This window comes from Nostoc sp. UIC 10630, assembly GCF_010747425.1.
In the GTDB taxonomy this organism is placed as follows: Bacteria; Cyanobacteriota; Cyanobacteriia; order Cyanobacteriales; family Nostocaceae; genus Nostoc.
In genome coordinates this window covers 1-16,770 of sequence record NZ_JAAGOG010000173.1, presented here as the reverse complement: position 1 = coordinate 16,770, position 16,770 = coordinate 1, and the positions used below count along the sequence as shown (strand labels likewise).

At 41.0% G+C, this 16,770-nt stretch carries 16 protein-coding genes; 9 read left to right on the top strand and 7 right to left on the bottom strand.

The window, feature by feature from the left end; translation table 11 throughout:
* Window positions 1–86 precede the first annotated feature (86 nt).
* From G1O98_RS29220 to G1O98_RS29205, 4 genes are all read left to right on the top strand, one after another.
* Entirely contained in the window at window positions 87–3,437 is a 3,351-nt protein-coding gene (locus G1O98_RS29220; protein ID WP_163935537.1) for a PAS domain-containing protein, read from the top strand.
* A 316-nt stretch (window positions 3,438–3,753) separates the two neighbouring features.
* Window positions 3,754–4,251 (top strand): response regulator, encoded by a 498-nt coding sequence (locus G1O98_RS29215; RefSeq protein WP_163935534.1) that lies wholly within the window; start codon window positions 3,754–3,756, stop codon window positions 4,249–4,251.
* A complete protein-coding gene (locus G1O98_RS29210) occupies window positions 4,217–6,106 on the top strand; it encodes a response regulator (protein ID WP_163935531.1) in 1,890 nt (629 codons plus the stop codon). The genes G1O98_RS29215 and G1O98_RS29210 overlap by 35 nt, the downstream gene beginning before the upstream one ends.
* A gap of 108 nt (window positions 6,107–6,214) precedes the next feature.
* Window positions 6,215–6,598, top strand: coding sequence for a nuclear transport factor 2 family protein (locus G1O98_RS29205; protein WP_163935529.1), 384 nt, complete (start codon window positions 6,215–6,217; stop codon window positions 6,596–6,598).
* A 47-nt stretch (window positions 6,599–6,645) separates the two neighbouring features.
* On the opposite strand, the gene pyrR is transcribed toward G1O98_RS29205, so the two are convergent.
* The 3 genes from pyrR to G1O98_RS29190 form a co-directional block, all read right to left on the bottom strand.
* Window positions 6,646–7,182, bottom strand: a complete 537-nt coding sequence (gene pyrR / locus G1O98_RS29200; RefSeq protein WP_114082469.1) for a bifunctional pyr operon transcriptional regulator/uracil phosphoribosyltransferase PyrR — start codon at window positions 7,180–7,182, stop codon at window positions 6,646–6,648.
* Window positions 7,183–7,245: 63 nt separating this feature from the next.
* The gene (gene cbiB, locus G1O98_RS29195) at window positions 7,246–8,217 is read right to left on the bottom strand and encodes an adenosylcobinamide-phosphate synthase CbiB (protein WP_163935526.1); all 972 of its coding nucleotides are present in this window, start codon (window positions 8,215–8,217) and stop codon (window positions 7,246–7,248) included.
* Between the two features lie 387 nt (window positions 8,218–8,604).
* Window positions 8,605–9,045: an Rrf2 family transcriptional regulator gene (locus G1O98_RS29190; RefSeq protein ID WP_012409421.1), complete on the bottom strand. Its 441-nt coding sequence runs from the start codon at window positions 9,043–9,045 to the stop codon at window positions 8,605–8,607.
* Between the two features lie 394 nt (window positions 9,046–9,439).
* Between G1O98_RS29190 and G1O98_RS29185 the strand changes: the two genes are divergently transcribed.
* Window positions 9,440–9,853: an AbrB family transcriptional regulator gene (locus G1O98_RS29185; RefSeq protein ID WP_012409420.1), complete on the top strand. Its 414-nt coding sequence runs from the start codon at window positions 9,440–9,442 to the stop codon at window positions 9,851–9,853.
* Between the two features lie 148 nt (window positions 9,854–10,001).
* On the opposite strand, the gene G1O98_RS29180 is transcribed toward G1O98_RS29185, so the two are convergent.
* Complete coding sequence (locus G1O98_RS29180; protein ID WP_163935524.1) at window positions 10,002–11,906, bottom strand: chloride channel protein; 1,905 nt, start codon at window positions 11,904–11,906, stop codon at window positions 10,002–10,004.
* Window positions 11,907–12,378: 472 nt separating this feature from the next.
* Between G1O98_RS29180 and G1O98_RS29175 the strand changes: the two genes are divergently transcribed.
* Window positions 12,379–12,765, top strand: coding sequence for a hypothetical protein (locus G1O98_RS29175; RefSeq protein ID WP_114082473.1), 387 nt, complete (start codon window positions 12,379–12,381; stop codon window positions 12,763–12,765).
* A gap of 179 nt (window positions 12,766–12,944) precedes the next feature.
* Here the strand turns inward: G1O98_RS29175 and G1O98_RS29170 are convergent, their stop codons facing one another.
* The gene (locus G1O98_RS29170) at window positions 12,945–13,361 is read right to left on the bottom strand and encodes a hypothetical protein (protein ID WP_163935521.1); all 417 of its coding nucleotides are present in this window, start codon (window positions 13,359–13,361) and stop codon (window positions 12,945–12,947) included.
* Between the two features lie 512 nt (window positions 13,362–13,873).
* Window positions 13,874–14,104: a hypothetical protein gene (locus tag G1O98_RS29165; protein ID WP_163935518.1), complete on the bottom strand. Its 231-nt coding sequence runs from the start codon at window positions 14,102–14,104 to the stop codon at window positions 13,874–13,876.
* Between the two features lie 19 nt (window positions 14,105–14,123).
* Between G1O98_RS29165 and G1O98_RS29160 the strand changes: the two genes are divergently transcribed.
* Window positions 14,124–14,735 carry a hypothetical protein gene (locus G1O98_RS29160; protein WP_163935515.1) on the top strand — a complete coding sequence of 204 codons (612 nt, stop codon included), beginning with the start codon at window positions 14,124–14,126 and terminating at the stop codon, window positions 14,733–14,735.
* A 100-nt stretch (window positions 14,736–14,835) separates the two neighbouring features.
* Here G1O98_RS29160 and G1O98_RS29155 read toward each other — a convergent pair whose 3' ends face one another.
* On the bottom strand, window positions 14,836–15,204 hold the full coding sequence (locus tag G1O98_RS29155; protein WP_012409416.1) for a hypothetical protein: 369 nt from the start codon (window positions 15,202–15,204) through the stop codon (window positions 14,836–14,838).
* Between the two features lie 213 nt (window positions 15,205–15,417).
* On the opposite strand from G1O98_RS29155, the gene G1O98_RS29150 reads away from it, so the two are divergent.
* Window positions 15,418–15,654 (top strand): hypothetical protein, encoded by a 237-nt coding sequence (locus G1O98_RS29150; protein WP_163935513.1) that lies wholly within the window; start codon window positions 15,418–15,420, stop codon window positions 15,652–15,654.
* 484 nt (window positions 15,655–16,138) lie between these two features.
* The coding region (locus G1O98_RS29145; RefSeq protein WP_163935510.1) for a glycosyltransferase family 39 protein at window positions 16,139–16,770 on the top strand (632 nt) is incomplete at its 3' end.

Below are 16,770 nucleotides of genomic sequence, written 5' to 3'. Positions count from 1 at the left end.
CCTGCCCCCTCGCTATGATTAGTTGACATCCTCCCAGTAATGCGAAAAAGTGAAATGAAGGGCGATCGCTCCCAGGATAAACTCAAATGACTAACCTGATTCTGGTTGTAGACGACGACAATTTTATGCGAATGCATCTGTGTAAGCAATTGACAGATGCAGGGTATCAGGTGGAAGAAGCAAGTAACGGGCTAGAGGCGATCGCTATATATACTCGCCTCCAACCAGATATAGTACTGTTGGATATTATGATGCCGGTGATGGATGGGTTTAGTTGCTGCGCTCAACTGCAAGCACTTTCCAACGGCAAAAACACACCAGTGTTAATGATTTCTACTTTTTCCGATCAGGCAACCGTAGATAAAGCTTTTGCTCTGGGTGCAACTGACTTTATTACTAAGCCGATTCAATGGCCAATATTACATCTAAGATTGCGCCGTCTTTTGGAAGCTAATCATGTCATGCAGGAATTACGACAGCAAGCTATACAGGCACAATTGCGGGAAGTCGAACTCAGGATAGCATTAGATGCTGCTCGTATGGGCATCTGCAACTGGGATCTGTTGACGAACAAAATTACTTGCTCAGATAATCTAGAAGCAATTTTTGGCTTAGAGAAAGGCACTTTCAACTACACATATCAAGCTTTTCTCCACTGCATTCATCCCCACGATCGCGATTTCGTCAGGCGATCGCATCAGCAAGCTATTGAGGATAGAGCCAAATATGAAATTGAATTTCGAGTTATTTTACCCGATGGGAAAATTCGTTTTTTAGCAAACAAAGGAGTTGTCGTTGTAGATACGTCTGGTATAGCTGTGCAAATATCTGGGGTATACATAGATATCACCAAGCGCAAGCAAGCGGAGGAGGCGCTAGAAGTTCATGCTAACCAGCAAGCAATAGTGGCAGAACTAAGTCAAATGGCTCTAGCTGGTACAGATTTGACTACACTGATGAACTCATCTGTAACAATTGTTGCCCAATGTCTCAAAGTTGAGTATTGCAAAATTTTGGAACTACTGCCAGACGCTTGTAGATTGCTGTTACGCGCCGGAGTCGGTTGGCAACCTGGACTTGTGGGAAAGGCGACTGTTAGTGCGGGGATAAATTCTCAAGCTGGCTACACCCTACTTTCCAACGAACCAGTGATTGTTGATGATCTCCGTGCCGAAACACGATTCAATGGGCCACCACTGCTACATGAGCATCAAGTAGTGAGCGGCATTAGCGTAGTGATTCATGGCAAAGAGCGACCTTTTGGTGTCTTTGGGGCACACACAACCAGACACCACATTTTTACCAAAGATGACATTTCTTTTCTCCAAGCTGTTGCCAATGTTATCGCTACAGCCATTGAGCGCCAACGCGTGGAAGAGGCACTCAAAGAAAGCGAAGAACGCTGCCAGTTAGCCGTGCAGGGCAATAATGATGGCATTTGGGACTGGAACGTTAAAAATAATCAAGTATATTTCTCAACTCGCTGGAAAGAAATGTTGGGTTACGCAGAACATGAAATTTCCAATCATTTAGACGAATGGGCAACACGAGTACATCCAGATGATATTGGATTTGTCAGACAAGCGATCGCCGATCACTTTGCTAAGATTACCCCGTTTTTTATCAGCGAACATCGAATCCGGTGCAAAGATGACACCTATAAATGGGTTTTGGATCGCGGTCAGGCAGTGTGGGATGAAGATGGTAATGTTGTGCGGATGACAAGTTGCCATACAGATATCACTGAACGGAAACTGGCAGAAGAACAACTGCGTCAGAGCGAAGAACGTTTCCAAATAGTCGCCCATGCTACCAACGATCTTTTATGGGACTGGGATTTGCTGACTGATGAGGTGTGGTGGAATCAAGCTTTAGAAAAACTTTTGGGTTACTCGAAAGAGCAAATAACATTTACCGCTAATTGGTGGTATGAACATATACATCCAGACGACAGGCAGAGAATCGCCTCCCAAGCGCGGACACTGATAGATAGCGGTGAAAAATTCTGGTCAAATGAATACCGTTTTCGTCGCAGCGATGGTTCTTATGCCTATATGTTCGATCGCGGTTATGTCGTTCATGACCAAACAGGTAAACCAGTGCGGATGATGGGCGCGATGATGGATATAAGCGAACGGCAAGCCGTACTGCGCGATCGCGATCGTGCCCAAGCAGCATTAGAACTCCAAAATTTGCGATCGCAACTATTCGCTAATATCACCCTGAAAATTCGTCAGTCTTTACAAATCGATGAAATTCTGCAAACCAGTGTCAAAGAAGTGCAAAAGCTACTGCTTGCCGACCGAGTATTAATCTTGCGCCTACAGCCAAATGGCTCTTTCATAGCGGTTCAAGAGGCAATAGTTCCTGGTTTACCTGTTGTACTGGGGCAGCAAATCATCGACCCTTGCTTTCGCGATGATTATATTGAGCAGTACCGCCAAGGACGAATTAATGTCATTAACGATATCAAAGAAGCTGATATCCAACCTTGCCACGTCGAATTACTGGAACGATTTGTCGTTAAAGCCAACCTTGTAGTCCCGATTTTCCTCAAAAATCAGCTGTGGGGACTGCTAATTGCCCATCAGTGCGCTCATCCCCGCCAGTGGACTAGCTGGGAAATTGAACTTTTACGACAGCTAGCAGATCAAATAGGCATTGCCTCAACTCAGAGCCTCATCCTAGAACAAGAAACTCGGCACAGAGAAGAACTCACGCGTTCTAATGAAGAACTAAAACAATTTGCATTTGTCGCCTCCCACGATTTGCAAGAGCCACTGCGTAAAATTAAAACTTTTGGCGATCGGCTCAAAAGCACCTGTGGTGACACCTTAAGCGAACAAGGACGTGACTATCTAGAACGAATGCAGAATGCTGCATCAAGAATGCAGATATTAATTGAAGACTTGTTAACACTTTCACGAGTTACTACCAGAGCGCAACCTTTTGTATCAGTAAATCTGACAAAGATTGCCCATGAGGTATTATCTGATTTAGAAATTTATGTGCAGCAAACTGGAGGAAGTGTAGAAATAGGACAGTTACCCACCATTCAAGCTGATCCTATACAGATGCGTCAATTGTTGCAAAATCTAATTGGTAACGCCCTCAAATTCCATCGCCCACAAATACCACCAGTTATCAAAATCTATAGTAAGATATTAAACAATCAAGCAGATAACATATCTAGTAATTCTGAATTTTGCCAAATCATCGTAGAAGATAATGGTATTGGTTTTGAAGAAAAATATCTTGATCGGATTTTTAATGTTTTTCAACGTTTGCATAGTAGCATTGAATACGAAGGCACTGGTATAGGTTTAGCGATCTGCCGGAAAATAATTGAGCGTCATCATGGACATCTCACAGCCCAAAGCAAACCTGGGCAAGGAGCAAAATTTACAATCATATTGTCAATTAATTCCCATTCTTGATTTTTATTCCTAGAGAGGGATTAATAATAAATCCCAAAATTAGCTTAATTGTACAATTGCCACTCGTAATTTCTAGGACTGATTGATTGTACAAATCAACCATAATGTTAATTCTTAATAAGATTCGATTATTTCAGGCTATTGGCTACCACCACAGCTATTTGTTGTTAGACATCGCCTTCTATTAACAAAGAAATAAAACTTTCAGATCCTAAACAAATAAATTGCATAAGTAATGATTTTTGTCAACGGAAGAGTTACCATCTATGCCAGGTTAATAACTTGATTCATAATAAATTACTGCAAAGGAGACGATGTGGAGGGTCGAAAAAGAAATTTCACCATCTTAATGGCTGATGACGATGAAGACGATGGCATCTTGGTTCGTGAGGCATTGGTAGAGAGTCAAGTGCCAATTGAACTATACATCGTGAATAATGGTGAAGAGTTGATGGATTATTTGTACCATCGTGGTCGATATGCAAACAGGAGCAGTTTACCGCATCCTGGTTTGATTTTATTAGATTTGAATATACCGAGAATTAACGGTCTTGAGGCACTCAAAGAGATAAAATCTGACCCCCAACTGCGGCAAATTCCAGTTGTAATACTGACAACATCACGAAGAGAAGAAGATATATATAATGCTTACGATTTAGGTGCGAACTCCTTCATCATTAAGCCAGCGCCTTTTGCCTCATTAGTCGAGGTCATGGACACTCTAGTCAAATACTGGTTTGAAATCGTGAAACTACCACTACAAGCAGTGGGAGAAAAACATGGACAACAGCCCTATCAAAGTTTTGTTCATTGATGATGACGAAGATGACTATATTTTGACTCGTTACTGGTTCAGTGAATTTCACGTAGCAGACTGCGAGTTGGAGTGGGTGAATAATTATGAAGCAGCAAGAAATGCGATCGCTCGCCACCAACATGACGTTTATCTTGTAGACTACCGTTTGGGGCCACACAATGGACTGGAACTTTTACGCGAAGCAATTGCCAACGGCTGTTCTTCTCCCATAATTTTACTAACTGGTCAGGGCGACTGGGAAATAGATATCGAAGCGATGAAAGCCGGAGCCGCAGATTATCTTGAAAAAAGCCAGTTGACTGCACCTTTGTTAGAGCGTTCTATCCGCTACGCCATCGAGCGCAAACAGACAGAACAGAAAATCCGCGAACAAGCCGCTTTACTAGATGTTGCTACCGATGCAATTTTTGTGCGTGATTTAGACGATAAAATTTTATTTTGGAACAAAGCTGCTGAGAGTCTGTACGGTTGGAAAAAAGAAGAAGTAATTAATAAGAAGACACGATCTCTCTGGCATGAAAAACATCCGTCTAAAGTTCAAGAAGCACTCAGTGTTTTGATGAAAAATGGCTCTTGGGAGGGCGAATTACAGCAAAAAACAAAATCAGGTAAAGAAATTATTGTCGAAAGCCGTTGGACACTAGTGCATGAATTCGGCAATAAAGCACAATCCTTTCTCGTTGTTAACACTGATATCACACAAAAAAAACAACTTGAAGCGCAATTTCTCCGCGCCCAGCGATTGGAAAGCATTGGTACTTTAGCCAGTGGTATCGCCCACGACTTAAATAATATTCTTGCGCCTATTTTGATGACAGCCCAACTGTTAGAGGCACAAGTCCATGATGAGCGTTCTCGGCGACTGTTGCCAATATTGATTACAAACACTAAACGCGGGGCAAATTTAGTCAAGCAAGTATTATCTTTTACTCGCGGGCTTGAAGGCGATCGCACAATATTGCAATTAAAGCATTTAATAATAGAAATTCAGCAAATTATTAGAGAAACATTTCCCAAATCCATTGAAGTTTCCACTCAAATTTCGCAAAATCTCTGGACTGTATCTGGTGATGCCACCCAACTGCATCAGGTATTGATGAATTTATGTGTTAATGCTCGTGACGCTATGCCAAATGGTGGAACTTTGAAAATTTCGGCGGAAAATCTCTTAATTGATGAAAATTACGCCAAGATGCATATCGAAGCTCAAGTTGGTCATCATATCGTTATTACTGTTACTGATACAGGAATTGGGATTAAATCAGAAATATTAGATCGCATATTTGATCCATTTTTTACTACCAAAAGACTCAATAAAGGTACTGGTCTTGGTCTTTCTACAGTCCTTGGCATTATTAAAAGCCACGGTGGTTTTATCAACGTATGTAGCGAACAGAGAAAAGGTAGCCAATTTAAGGTATATTTGCCAGCACAAGACGCGGCGGAAACTATAGAAGAAGAAGACCAAAGACTACCTTCAGGACAAGGAGAATTAATTTTAGTTGTAGATGACGAAGCTGCCATTCGAGACGTGACAAAAACATCCTTAGAAAGCCATAATTATAAAGCAATGACAGCTAGTGATGGCATTGAAGCAATAGCCTTATATGCAGAACATCGAGATGAAATATCTCTTGTCTTGACTGATATGGTAATGCCGTCTATGGATGGGATAACTACTATCCGCACCCTGCGAAAAATTAACCCAGATGTCAAAATTATTGCTGTCAGCGGACTAACTTCGACTGATAAAGTTAATACAGCTTATGATATGGGTATTAAAGCCTTTTTATCTAAGCCTTATACAGCTAGTCAATTACTGCAAATTATTAGCACAGTTCAAAAGATTTAGGAATTTGAAATTGAGCATAGGGCATTGGGCATTACTAATTTATTTGTCAAACTTGAGAGTTATAATTTAGTAAATCCTAACTTCTAACTCCTAACTATTAAATTCCCCATGACAAAGGATGAAGTCTTAGCGGCTAATGCAGCTTTTTATCGAGCTTTTGAAAGAAAAGATATTGAGATAATGAGTGCCGTATGGTCACAAGGAACTGGTAGTTTTTGTATTCATCCTGGAAGTAATATACTACGAGGTTGGAAGGAGATTCGTATATCTTGGGAGCAGATATTTAAAAACACCGCTTATATCGAAATAAACACAGATATAATCGCTACAGAAATAGTTGATAATATTGCTTATGTTGTGCTGAGAGAAAATGTATTCCAAGTAGTAGCTGGGAGAAGACTTGAAGCACAATCAACAGCTACAAATATATTTCACTTTCTTGGTGGAAAGTGGTATTTAGTTCATCATCATGGCAGTCCCATTTTGCGGTGAGGAATGGGGAATGGGGAAGAGTTTTACAATGACTCAATGACTAATGACTAATGACTAATCAACTCTACTGCATCTCGTCCATCGTAATTTTGTAAGTAAACTTTTACAACTTCTTCTTTAGCAGTAGGCAATTTCTTTCCAATAAAATCTGGATGGATTGGTAATTCTCGATGGCCCCTGTCTACTAACACAGCTAAACGAATCACCTCTGGTCTACCGTAATCGTTGACTGCATTCAAAGCAGCGCGAATTGTCCGTCCTTTAAAAATCACATCATCCACGAGTACAACCGTTTTCCCCGTCAGGTCAAAAGGAATTTCGCTTTTCGTTGGAGTCCGCAATCCAATTTTGTCGAGGTCATCTCGATAAAATGTAATATCCAAAGCGCCAACTGACACGGCTACACCTTCTAGCGTCTCAATCTGACGTGCCAACAATTCGGCTAATAACGCACCCCTGGTATAAATACCAAGAAGCACCAACTGAGACAAATCACGCGTCCTTTCCACAATTTGAGAGGCCAGGCGAGTTAAGGTACGACGGATTTCTTCGGATGAGAGAATTTCAACGACTTTAGCAGACATAGGCAATAATAAGTTAGGAGTGATGAGTTAAAAGTTAGAAGTTTTTATTCTTAACTCCTAAATTTACTTGTTTGGGAGTATTAAGAATATTGCGATCGCTATGCCTAACCATAGCAAAAAACAATATCGAGTTAGCTGCAAAGCATTTTGAATAGAAGTTGCAGTAATGGGATAAATAGCATCTCCTAGCAGTGGTTTGTACTTAGCCACCCCACGATACCAATTTGTACCTCCCATCTGCACACCCAAAAAAGCAGCATAGACACACTCACTCCAGCCAGAATTGGGACTAGGATCGTTAATTGCATCCCGACGACAAATTCGCCAAACCTGCATTGGTTTACCCGATAACAACGCCAGAGTCACGACTATTAACCGACAAGGTAGCCAAGTTAAATAATCTTCTAACCGCGCACAAAACCATCCCAAATAAGTATAGGGTGCTTCTCGGTATCCCACCATTGAATCAAGGGTACTGCTGGCTTTGTATGCTAAAGCCAAGGGAGTTGGCCCCACAATTGGCACAAAGACACCAACAATTGCATAAAAAAGCGGAGCCATGACTCCATCGGTAGCATTTTCTGCAACCGTTTCTAAAACGGCTCGCAAAATTTCTGTTTGTGAGAGGTTTTGGGTATCTCGACCAACGTAATTACTTAAAATCTTCCGAGCTTTCTCCAAATCTCCTGCTGTTAAAGGTTGTAAAACAGCTACTGCTGCTGCTCGCAAACTTCTACCAGCAAAACAACTAGCTAAAAGAATGGAATCAATTGCAATTCCCAACCACGGATGAACCCATCTGGCACTTTGAATAATCAAAAAACCAACAAGACCGCTACCAATTATTAAAATAATCCCTAGTACAATTCCAGCTAGGCGTTGTGTAAGAGGATTTTTACACAATTGGAGAAAAAATTTGCTTAGGCGAGAAATTACCCACCCCATAATTTGTACTGGATGAGGCCAATCCCAAGGATCGCCAATTAAGTAATCTAAAAATGCAGCAATTATTAAGATATAGATGCTATCAGTCATAAGTCACGAGTCAAGGGTCAATCAATTTTGGATTTTGGATTTTGGATTTTGGGTCGCACCTTTGGTTCGCTTCCAGCGCAACGCCGGATTTTGGATTGACCCCGACCACGTTAACGTAGCCGTACAAAATCCAAGTACTTGGCTCTGATGGCGCAGCGTTAGCGGTAGCGTACTCCTGCGGGGAAGGAAGCTACGCGCAGCATCTTGTAGAGAGGAATGAGCATCCATAGAAGCGTCGGATTTGAAATTAAGGATTTTCGATTTGTTCCCCTCACGAAAGCGTTGCGGGACGAATTACCGATTAGCTTATCAACCAAAAAATCTAAAATTCCTAGCCAATATTTAAGCTATTGACCGGAGGCGGAGCGTCTCCGGCTCCACTCTTGGCTAAACCACAAAACTAGCTTCTTCCCCAAGGGAAGCTTGCCAACTACGAGCATCGTAATAAAGGTCTGCCAGAGTAATACTGTACAAAGCTTCTTTGAGCTTTTGGTTGAGTCTTTGCCAAAGGCTAAATGTTACCCAATCTTCAGCTTGTGTAGGTGCTGGGGTGTGATGAGGTAAATGGCTAGTCTCACCAACTGCTTCTAAAATTTGTCCTATAGATATTTGTGCAGGCTCTCTTGCCAATTGGTATCCGCCGATGCTGCCACGAATTGATTTAACTATTGATGCACGACGCATTTCTATTAGTAGTTTTTCGAGATAAGGAGCAGGGATATCTTGACGTTTAGCGATCGCTCTTACAGATACAGGCCCATATTTTGGCTGTAAACTCAAATCTAGCAACGCCTTTACACTATAGTGTCCTCTGGTAGTTAGTTTCATTTTGGCAAGCTTTGTTGTTTATCCTTTGTCATTTGTCCTTTGTAAATAACCAATAACCAACGACCAATAACTAAGGATCAGTTTTACTTATCATTCTGTAACTCAATTATCATCCTCAGCAAATAAACAACCTTTTGAGCGTTAGTTTAGAAAACTTAAACAAGTATAGTTTAGCAGTGATTTACAAACTATATATATAGCGATCAGCATTGCCAGCATTCTCTAAAATAGATTGTCTTGACAATATTGTTAATGGCATAACAATTGTGCATCTGAGTGTAATATACTTGGCTAGGTTGAGATAAAAACTAAAGGATTATGTTCCTATTAGCTCAACCTCAGCTAAAATAAAATCGATTCCAACACTTCAAACATCCATTTTTGATCTAAGTTGATGCCTAAACAGAAAAAAATTGAACCCCTACTCGGTGAAGAACTGCTCAAAAAAGTTAAAGAGCTAGAGAACGAGAGCAAAGAAGACAAAGCCAAGAAGTGCGGCTACTATACCGTTACTAAAAACGGTATAGAGCGCGTCAATATGATGAAGTTCTTAAATGCCCTAATTGATGCTGAAGGGATTCAGTTGGACAGTACACCAAGTGCTAATGGGCGTGGTGGACGTAGTGCTAGCTATAGAATTAGTGTGCAATCGAATGGTAACTTACTTATAGGTTCAGCTTATACAAAACAGATGAATCTGAAACCAGGAGATGAGTTTATCATCACTTTAGGCAAAAAGCACATTCGTCTGAGACAGGTAGATCCAGAAGATCGGGAAGGTGATGAAGCCATAGAAGCTACAGCTTAATAAATGGTCATTAGTCATTTGTCCTTTGTCCTTTGTGAAAACCAATGACTATAAAAAGTCATTAGTTAATCGTCATTTGTCCTTTGTAAAAATCAATGACTAATGACCAATGACTAATGACTAATGACTAATGACTAATGACCAATGACTAATGACTAATGACTATATCTGTAGTGGGTAAGGTTGGTAAATAGTGGCGAAGTGCCTTGCGCGTAACTGCTAAATTGCAGGTTAAGGCAATTTGCTCTTTTTCTAGTAAACCCAAAATGCGATCGGGTTTGTCTCGTGCTACCACTGGTAATTGATGTAAACCTCGAAGACTCATACGATCTAAAGCTTCAGATAATAGTTCATCTTGCCATGCATAGAGAATTTCAGTAGTACAAATATCTATGAGAGTTTGATTGGATAAATTATCTGGAATTTCAGTTAGTGAATTCGGGTAACTTTGCCAAAGAGCAAGGGCACGGTTAATATCTTCTAGAGAGAGTATACCAACTAATTGCTCGGCTGCATCAATTACTAAAGCACTTCGGGTGCGATCGCGGATCATTTCCACAGCTGCATCTAAAACTCCCAGGGTTGCAAGTAACTTTTTGGGATAAGGGTGCATAGCATCTTCTACTAAAATGTGCTGCACAATTTCCGCTTGTTCATCTTTCAATTCCGAAAGACCAATTTGTTGTAGATTAGAGTTAGAGTTAAAAGTTGGTTTAATCCTTTCCACTAGCCAAACACTCAAACCCACAGCTGCCATCAACGGTAAAACAATGCGATAGTCACGGGTTAATTCAAACAGCATTAAAATAGCCGTTAACGGCGCTCTGACACTAGCAGCTAGTACTGCTGCCATTCCTACCATTGCGTAAGCAGGGGGAGCCGCCATTTGATCGCAAATAGTCGGGAATGCCACAGCTAAAAGTTTGGCATACGCTGAACCAAAAGAAGCACCTAAAAACATGGCTGGTGCAAACAAACCGCCAATGAAACCACTACCTGCACTAATTGCAGTCATCAGTAGCTTCACCATCAACAGCACTATTAACAGGGAGAGTGGAAACTCCACATCCTGAAGCATTGCTTCTACAGTTTCATAACCCACACCCAAAATTTGTGGGAAATGCAAAGCAACTGCGCCAATTATCACACCGCCAATAATTGGATGAATTGGCTCAGGAATTCGTCCCAAAAAAGCAAAACCTCGAACCTTTCCAGCAAAGCAGGCTTTTGCTAAACGAATTAATTGAGTATAAGCCAGAGAAACAAGGCTGGCCCCTAAACCCAAGCCAAGATAAAGGGGTAATTCCAAAGGACTGCGGACTTGGTAAGCAGGTAAATCAAAAGCAGGTTGTGCCCCCAAACCAATTTGGGCAATTAATGCTGCTACCACCGCCGCTAGCAGTACCACACTGACCGCAGAAGTAGCGAAAGATGTCGCTCCCATCACCACCTCTAGAGCAAAAAATACTCCAGCAATGGGAGCATTAAATCCTGCCGCAAGTCCAGCCGCCGCGCCAGCACCCAATAGCAAACGTTGTCGCTCTTGAGATACATTGAGGATCACAGAGAACAACATCCCAAAATTTGCGCCAATTTCTACACTTGGCCCCTCTGGTCCCAAAGAAGCACCGCTCCCCAAAGAAACAGATGCGGCCAGCATTTTTGTAACAGGTCGTAGTGGTCGCTTAATCTCTTTTCCCTGAGAAGCGGCGATGAGAGATGAAAGTCCAGGACCAAAATCTTGAGTGCGCCAGCGCATCAAGCCAACGATTAGCCCTCCAAGAGTGGGAACGCAGGCTAAAGTCCAAGCACCCCAGACACCGATTTGACCCATTAAATTTTCCAGCATCAGCTGGTGAATCAACTGGATTAAATAGTGAAAGGTGACTACACCCATACCCGTACCACCGCCAATCAGCATGGCTAAAAACAGGACAACTGTTTCTGGGGATGGTTGAAAACGATTAATTAGGTCAGCTAAACGAGCGGAAGGTGTAGGAAATGCAGGTTGTTCCGTTACCTTCCTCAGTTGAGTGGGAGGTAGGAGAGTCATTGAGAGGCGAGGTAAATGTAAGAAAAAATTTAAATTTTTATCTGTTACTTCTCATTGTGAGCCATTATTTAGCAACGAGACAAGTAGACTTTATTTGCTTGATTTACAAAGCTTTAGCAAAAAATGTCATTGTGCAAAATTTTTGTGGGGAGAATGGTTAAATGGGAGACAATTGTTATTTGAGGGTCAAAGATCCCTAGTGGGGTGCGAGTGAGCGCCAACACTATTTTTTCTAGAGACAACAAAGTTTTTGTGGTCTGGTGGATACACCTGCAAACATTAACTAGGAGTCATCCTTGCCTAAATCTAGCTATACTCGTGTTGCGACCATTGAGCCATCCTTGGTAGTAATACAATGTATGTATGATTTATGGCTGTTGTCAGACCATACTTGGAAGTCTGCTAAGTATTGATCGGAATTCAATATAGCTATTCTTATAGAGCGAGTAAATGGACTAGGCGGACGAGGTAAATGAATATACACACCTTTGATAATCATTATGTTACTTGCCCAATTTGCCAAAGAAATGCCACTCCCAAACCAGTTAAAACGCGCATGGGCTTGTTTTGCTGTCCCTATTGCCAAGAACGGCTAGTAGTTTGCCAAAGCGGTCATTATGTGCGCGATCCGTTTACTTGGAGACAACTGATGATTGCTTCCTCGTTACGTCGTCAAAGCCGACCTTTAGCTAGGATTATCAGAGATTTTGTCTTGCTCAAGCGTCCGATGGTAGCCTTAGCTGTAGGAAGTGCCATTTTCTTTAGTGCGATCGCCCTAACTCAAGAAAAGACAAGTTACGAGCGCCAAATCTCTCCGACAACAGAGAAAGTTAATCAACCAGGAAATAAATCTCAGTAACTGGATTACTTTGGTATAAATCAAATCTTACTTTGATTTTTGTAATATTATAACTAAATACTTTTATGAAACCGTGTCTTATTACCCCAAATAGGACGCGGTTTTACATATATTTCAGCAAAAAATGTATTTTAATTTACCAAAATATTGGCGGTCGCTCTCTTTTCGATTTACTAATATTAGCCTTTTCTAGCTGCTAAACGGGTATAGTCTCCCAGCCATTGAGACTTTTGAACCTCAGATTTTAAGCTAAAAAGCCCCATTTCTATCAATCCAATGATCACACTTTTGCGCCATAATGATTTTCTCTGACGTGTCCTCGATATTTGCGATTGCTCAAAATAAGCTTTTATAGAAATATCTGTCAATAACTGTAAACTCAAGTCACGCATTATTTCTTGCCGAAATTTTAGATGCAATCGTAATAGTTCTTTAGGTGCTACTCCCTGTTTAACAAAAATTATTCTCCTTGGGCGGCGTAAAAAGGCATAAAGAATAGCTTGATTAGAAGAATTATCTCTAAAACTAACTGACCATTCTTGCTCTAAAGCACTCTCAATCGCACAAAATACTAATGAACGCCCAGGTGCTTGCATAACTTCTGCAAAACAAAGATGTTTTGGATGGGAAAAAAGTCTAGTAAAAATAACGGAAGATTCTGACAACAGTTCTAAGTCATTAATTTTAATAAAACCGAGAGATTATAAAGCATTCGTGTAGTAGTTGAAAGTCTTAATATCTAGTTGAGAGCGAGCTTCTAACTGTGTGGGTACAATTTTTAGTTTACTAGAAACATTTGAAATAAAGAGTATTTTGATAAAAATCTCAAAGAATATAATAAATGGTAAAATTATAACAAATACATAACAAATATCCGCCGGAATAAATTTTAGAGATAGTAAATACTTGAGTATTATTTTACCTACAAAAGCATTCCAAATAAACCAAAAACTAAAAGCCGATATCTGTGTAACTATTTTTGTTTTCATAGCTTGATATGTTTGGTTATCAAAAATACCAATTTCTGGTAGATAGCCTTATATATTTACTATTACCAGCATCCTAAATTGCTTTGTGTATGGTTCCCCAAAAATCAATAGCTCAAACATTAAAAGACAAGATTTTCTACAGATACTTCCAAGCTTGACCTTCTTCTGAATATAACCACACTTTCTTTAGTAAGCGGGGTTCCTCCCAGCACCTTTATAGCGTTATGGTGGAGACTTTCTAGCGCCAAGGTAGAAGATTCGGCTTCGCTGGGCGATCGCTGCAACCCATTGAAATAATCTTGCTGAAAAACGGGAAGACTATGGTTACTCCCTAATGGGGAAATTTCCATGAAAGTCGTGAATAGAAAAATGCTCAAAAAATCTCTGCTTAACTGTTTGATTTTGCCTTTTTCTCTAGTACCTTGGCTGTGCGTGGGAACGCTTTTTGATTCCCAAGCCAATGCTTTACCAGGGCAAAGTACAGAGGAAGTAGGCACTTGGATTAAAGCACATCCTACACTCCGCCCTAGAAGTGGGGAGTTATTGTTTGTGCAAAAGACTGATACTGCTGCTCAACGATTCACTTTTCAAGCGTCGGTATTGCCCCCTGGTAGGGTGGAATTTTCTAAAGACCGTGGCACAATTCGTAGTGAGCGCATTTCCATGTATGATGCCATTAACGGCATGACATTTACTCGTCTCCAAGAATCCTTGCGGGTGATTTATGGCTTGGAGATTTATCAAGACTACGATCGCGCCCAGGTAGTTTACCAGTATCCCAACCAGAAGGTAATTAACTCGGCGCGTCTGGCTAAAACTCCCATTCGGGAAGCTTTAAAGGGAGAATTACGAGTAGGCGATCGCTATGTATATTGGGTGGAAATTGCTCAACCCAAGAGTGGCAAAGCTTTTACCGGGCAAATGACGGTTTTGCTCAAAACTGACTTAGACAAGTTAGAAGGTGAACTGCAAATTCGGTAATGGGCATTGGGCATTGGGTATGGGGCATTAATTATTCTTCCTCGCTCCCTCATCTTCCTCTGCCCCTGATTTTTCACTTAAAGGTTACTGAAATAGTGTTCTATAGTTTCCCTAGGCTGATGGGAGCTAGGGTTTGCCATATACCTGAAAAGATACTTTCAGATGCTAAGGAAATTCGTAGCAAATCTTCCTTTAGTAGTGGTGGCCAATCTATGCCAGCTTTACGCCCTGCGGCAAATAGCTGTTGTGCTTTAATGCTTAACTGATAAAGGGCTAAAGCCAGTTCTCGGTCTAGGGTCTTTGCATCTTTAAGGGCTTCAAACACCACTTTCAATGCCAACAAAATTGAAGTGATCTGACCGGGTACCGGCGGTTTCCCCTGTTTCATACGCGTTAACAGCGCATCTGGGTTTTCCTCGGTTGTGATTGTCTGATCTATGAGGAGTTTCCGAGCTGTTTCGTAATTCATGTAGTCAGTTTAGCGTACATTTTGCTTCAGCAGTAATACCTAATTAAAAAGTCATAAAATTGGCTTCTAGTTATTTATAGCAATCTCATTTGATTTGTGAAAAGATAAGCTTGGGAAAAATAATGGATAATTTGCGATGCTATAGGTTAACCAGATAGACTGACATATAAGAATATCTTTGAAAAATACGCCCCGCTTGGAATCAGAAGCAAAATGATATCACTGAATTTACTAGAAATTGAGCGCTCAATCCGTGCCTTGTCTGTAGAAGAGCAACTTTGGCTCCTAGAAAGCATTGCTAGACAAATCAGAGAAAGTGAATATACAAAAGATAAATTTGCTGATGTCACAAATCAGGAAGAACAACTGGAATTAATGGTTGATGAGTCAAAGATTTCAACAGAAATTGCTGCGATCAAAGATGAATTTGCAATTTCTGAAATCCTCTGATATGTAAAAGTAAAAATTATGAGTTTGCCAGATTTAAAAAGTCAAATATACAAGTTATAGGTGAGCGATCGCTTAGAGAATGTTTGAGAAGTTACTAGTTAAGATAACCCCTGCTCTTGAGAGCGGGGTTTTGTACTTGATGCATAATCCTAATGACGTGAATTATCCGTCTTTCAAGTCATTGCCGACAAGAGTAAGCGTAGCTCAACCTGGGCTACGCTTATTTTTATCCTGCTTTCAGTAGTGCATTTATTGTCTAATTTGTCAATAAATGCACTACTGAAATAGGACTTAGGAACTTGCTCGGCGGTGATAATTTGGTAAACTCTTGGGTAGCTTCGAGCAACTGGTATTGTTCCAAGCCCAAGAAGTGTAAAGTGTTAAGTGTTAAGTATTAAATAAAAAAAAATTTGAATTTGAGCCTTGGAAGAACAAAAGATAGATAATCAACGACTATTGAGTAGTGATTGTTGACTATTGACTAATGAGCATGAAATTGAGTGTTAAGCACACTGTTGATCAGTGGTTCAACAAAATAGCAAAGAATCCAGGTCTCAGTGTCACTGTGTCGGGTTTGTGGTTAATGGTGGTTGGCTGGATAGCTTTTGGGTGGAATTTGGGCAATATTGGCTTGATTGATGAGACAGAGCCACTGTTTGCCGAAGCTTCCCGCCAGATGTTTGTCACAGGCGATTGGATAACTCCATTTTTTAATGGTGAAACTCGTTTCGATAAACCTGCTTTAATTTACTGGTGTCAGGCGATTGCATATTACATTCTTGGAGTAAATGAGTGGGCAGTACGCCTTCCCTCTGCGATCGCAGCATTTGGCTTAATTTGTTTAGCTTTTTACACCGTACAGTGGTATTTCGCTAAACAAGATGAATTAGAGCAAGTTTCACGTCCTACTCGCCGCTACTTAACATCTTTTATCGCAGCAGCGCTCATGGCACTCAATCCCGAAACTATTATTTGGGCGAGAACCGGTGTCTCTGATATGCTGCTCACCGGATGCATAGCATCAGCTTTGTTGTGTTTCTTTCTAGGGTACGCAGGGAAGGAAGGGAGTAGGGAGCAGGGGAGCAGGGGAGCAGGGGACGCCGGGGGAGCAGCATT

Coding starts and splice junctions, on each gene's coding strand:
- cbiB (WP_163935526.1), bottom strand. CDS start 8,217: ATGACTGATAGCATCTATATCTTAATAATTGCTGCATTTTTAGATTAC.
- G1O98_RS29170 (WP_163935521.1), bottom strand. CDS start 13,361: ATGCAAGCACCTGGGCGTTCATTAGTATTTTGTGCGATTGAGAGTGCT.
- G1O98_RS29150 (WP_163935513.1), top strand. CDS start 15,418: ATGATATCACTGAATTTACTAGAAATTGAGCGCTCAATCCGTGCCTTG.
- G1O98_RS29185 (WP_012409420.1), top strand. CDS start 9,440: ATGCCTAAACAGAAAAAAATTGAACCCCTACTCGGTGAAGAACTGCTC.
- G1O98_RS29205 (WP_163935529.1), top strand. CDS start 6,215: ATGACAAAGGATGAAGTCTTAGCGGCTAATGCAGCTTTTTATCGAGCT.
- G1O98_RS29220 (WP_163935537.1), top strand. CDS start 87: ATGACTAACCTGATTCTGGTTGTAGACGACGACAATTTTATGCGAATG.
- G1O98_RS29190 (WP_012409421.1), bottom strand. CDS start 9,045: ATGAAACTAACTACCAGAGGACACTATAGTGTAAAGGCGTTGCTAGAT.
- G1O98_RS29180 (WP_163935524.1), bottom strand. CDS start 11,906: ATGACTCTCCTACCTCCCACTCAACTGAGGAAGGTAACGGAACAACCT.
- pyrR (WP_114082469.1), bottom strand. CDS start 7,182: ATGTCTGCTAAAGTCGTTGAAATTCTCTCATCCGAAGAAATCCGTCGT.
- G1O98_RS29160 (WP_163935515.1), top strand. CDS start 14,124: ATGCTCAAAAAATCTCTGCTTAACTGTTTGATTTTGCCTTTTTCTCTA.
- G1O98_RS29165 (WP_163935518.1), bottom strand. CDS start 14,104: ATGGAAATTTCCCCATTAGGGAGTAACCATAGTCTTCCCGTTTTTCAG.
- G1O98_RS29210 (WP_163935531.1), top strand. CDS start 4,217: ATGGACAACAGCCCTATCAAAGTTTTGTTCATTGATGATGACGAAGAT.
- G1O98_RS29155 (WP_012409416.1), bottom strand. CDS start 15,204: ATGAATTACGAAACAGCTCGGAAACTCCTCATAGATCAGACAATCACA.
- G1O98_RS29175 (WP_114082473.1), top strand. CDS start 12,379: ATGAATATACACACCTTTGATAATCATTATGTTACTTGCCCAATTTGC.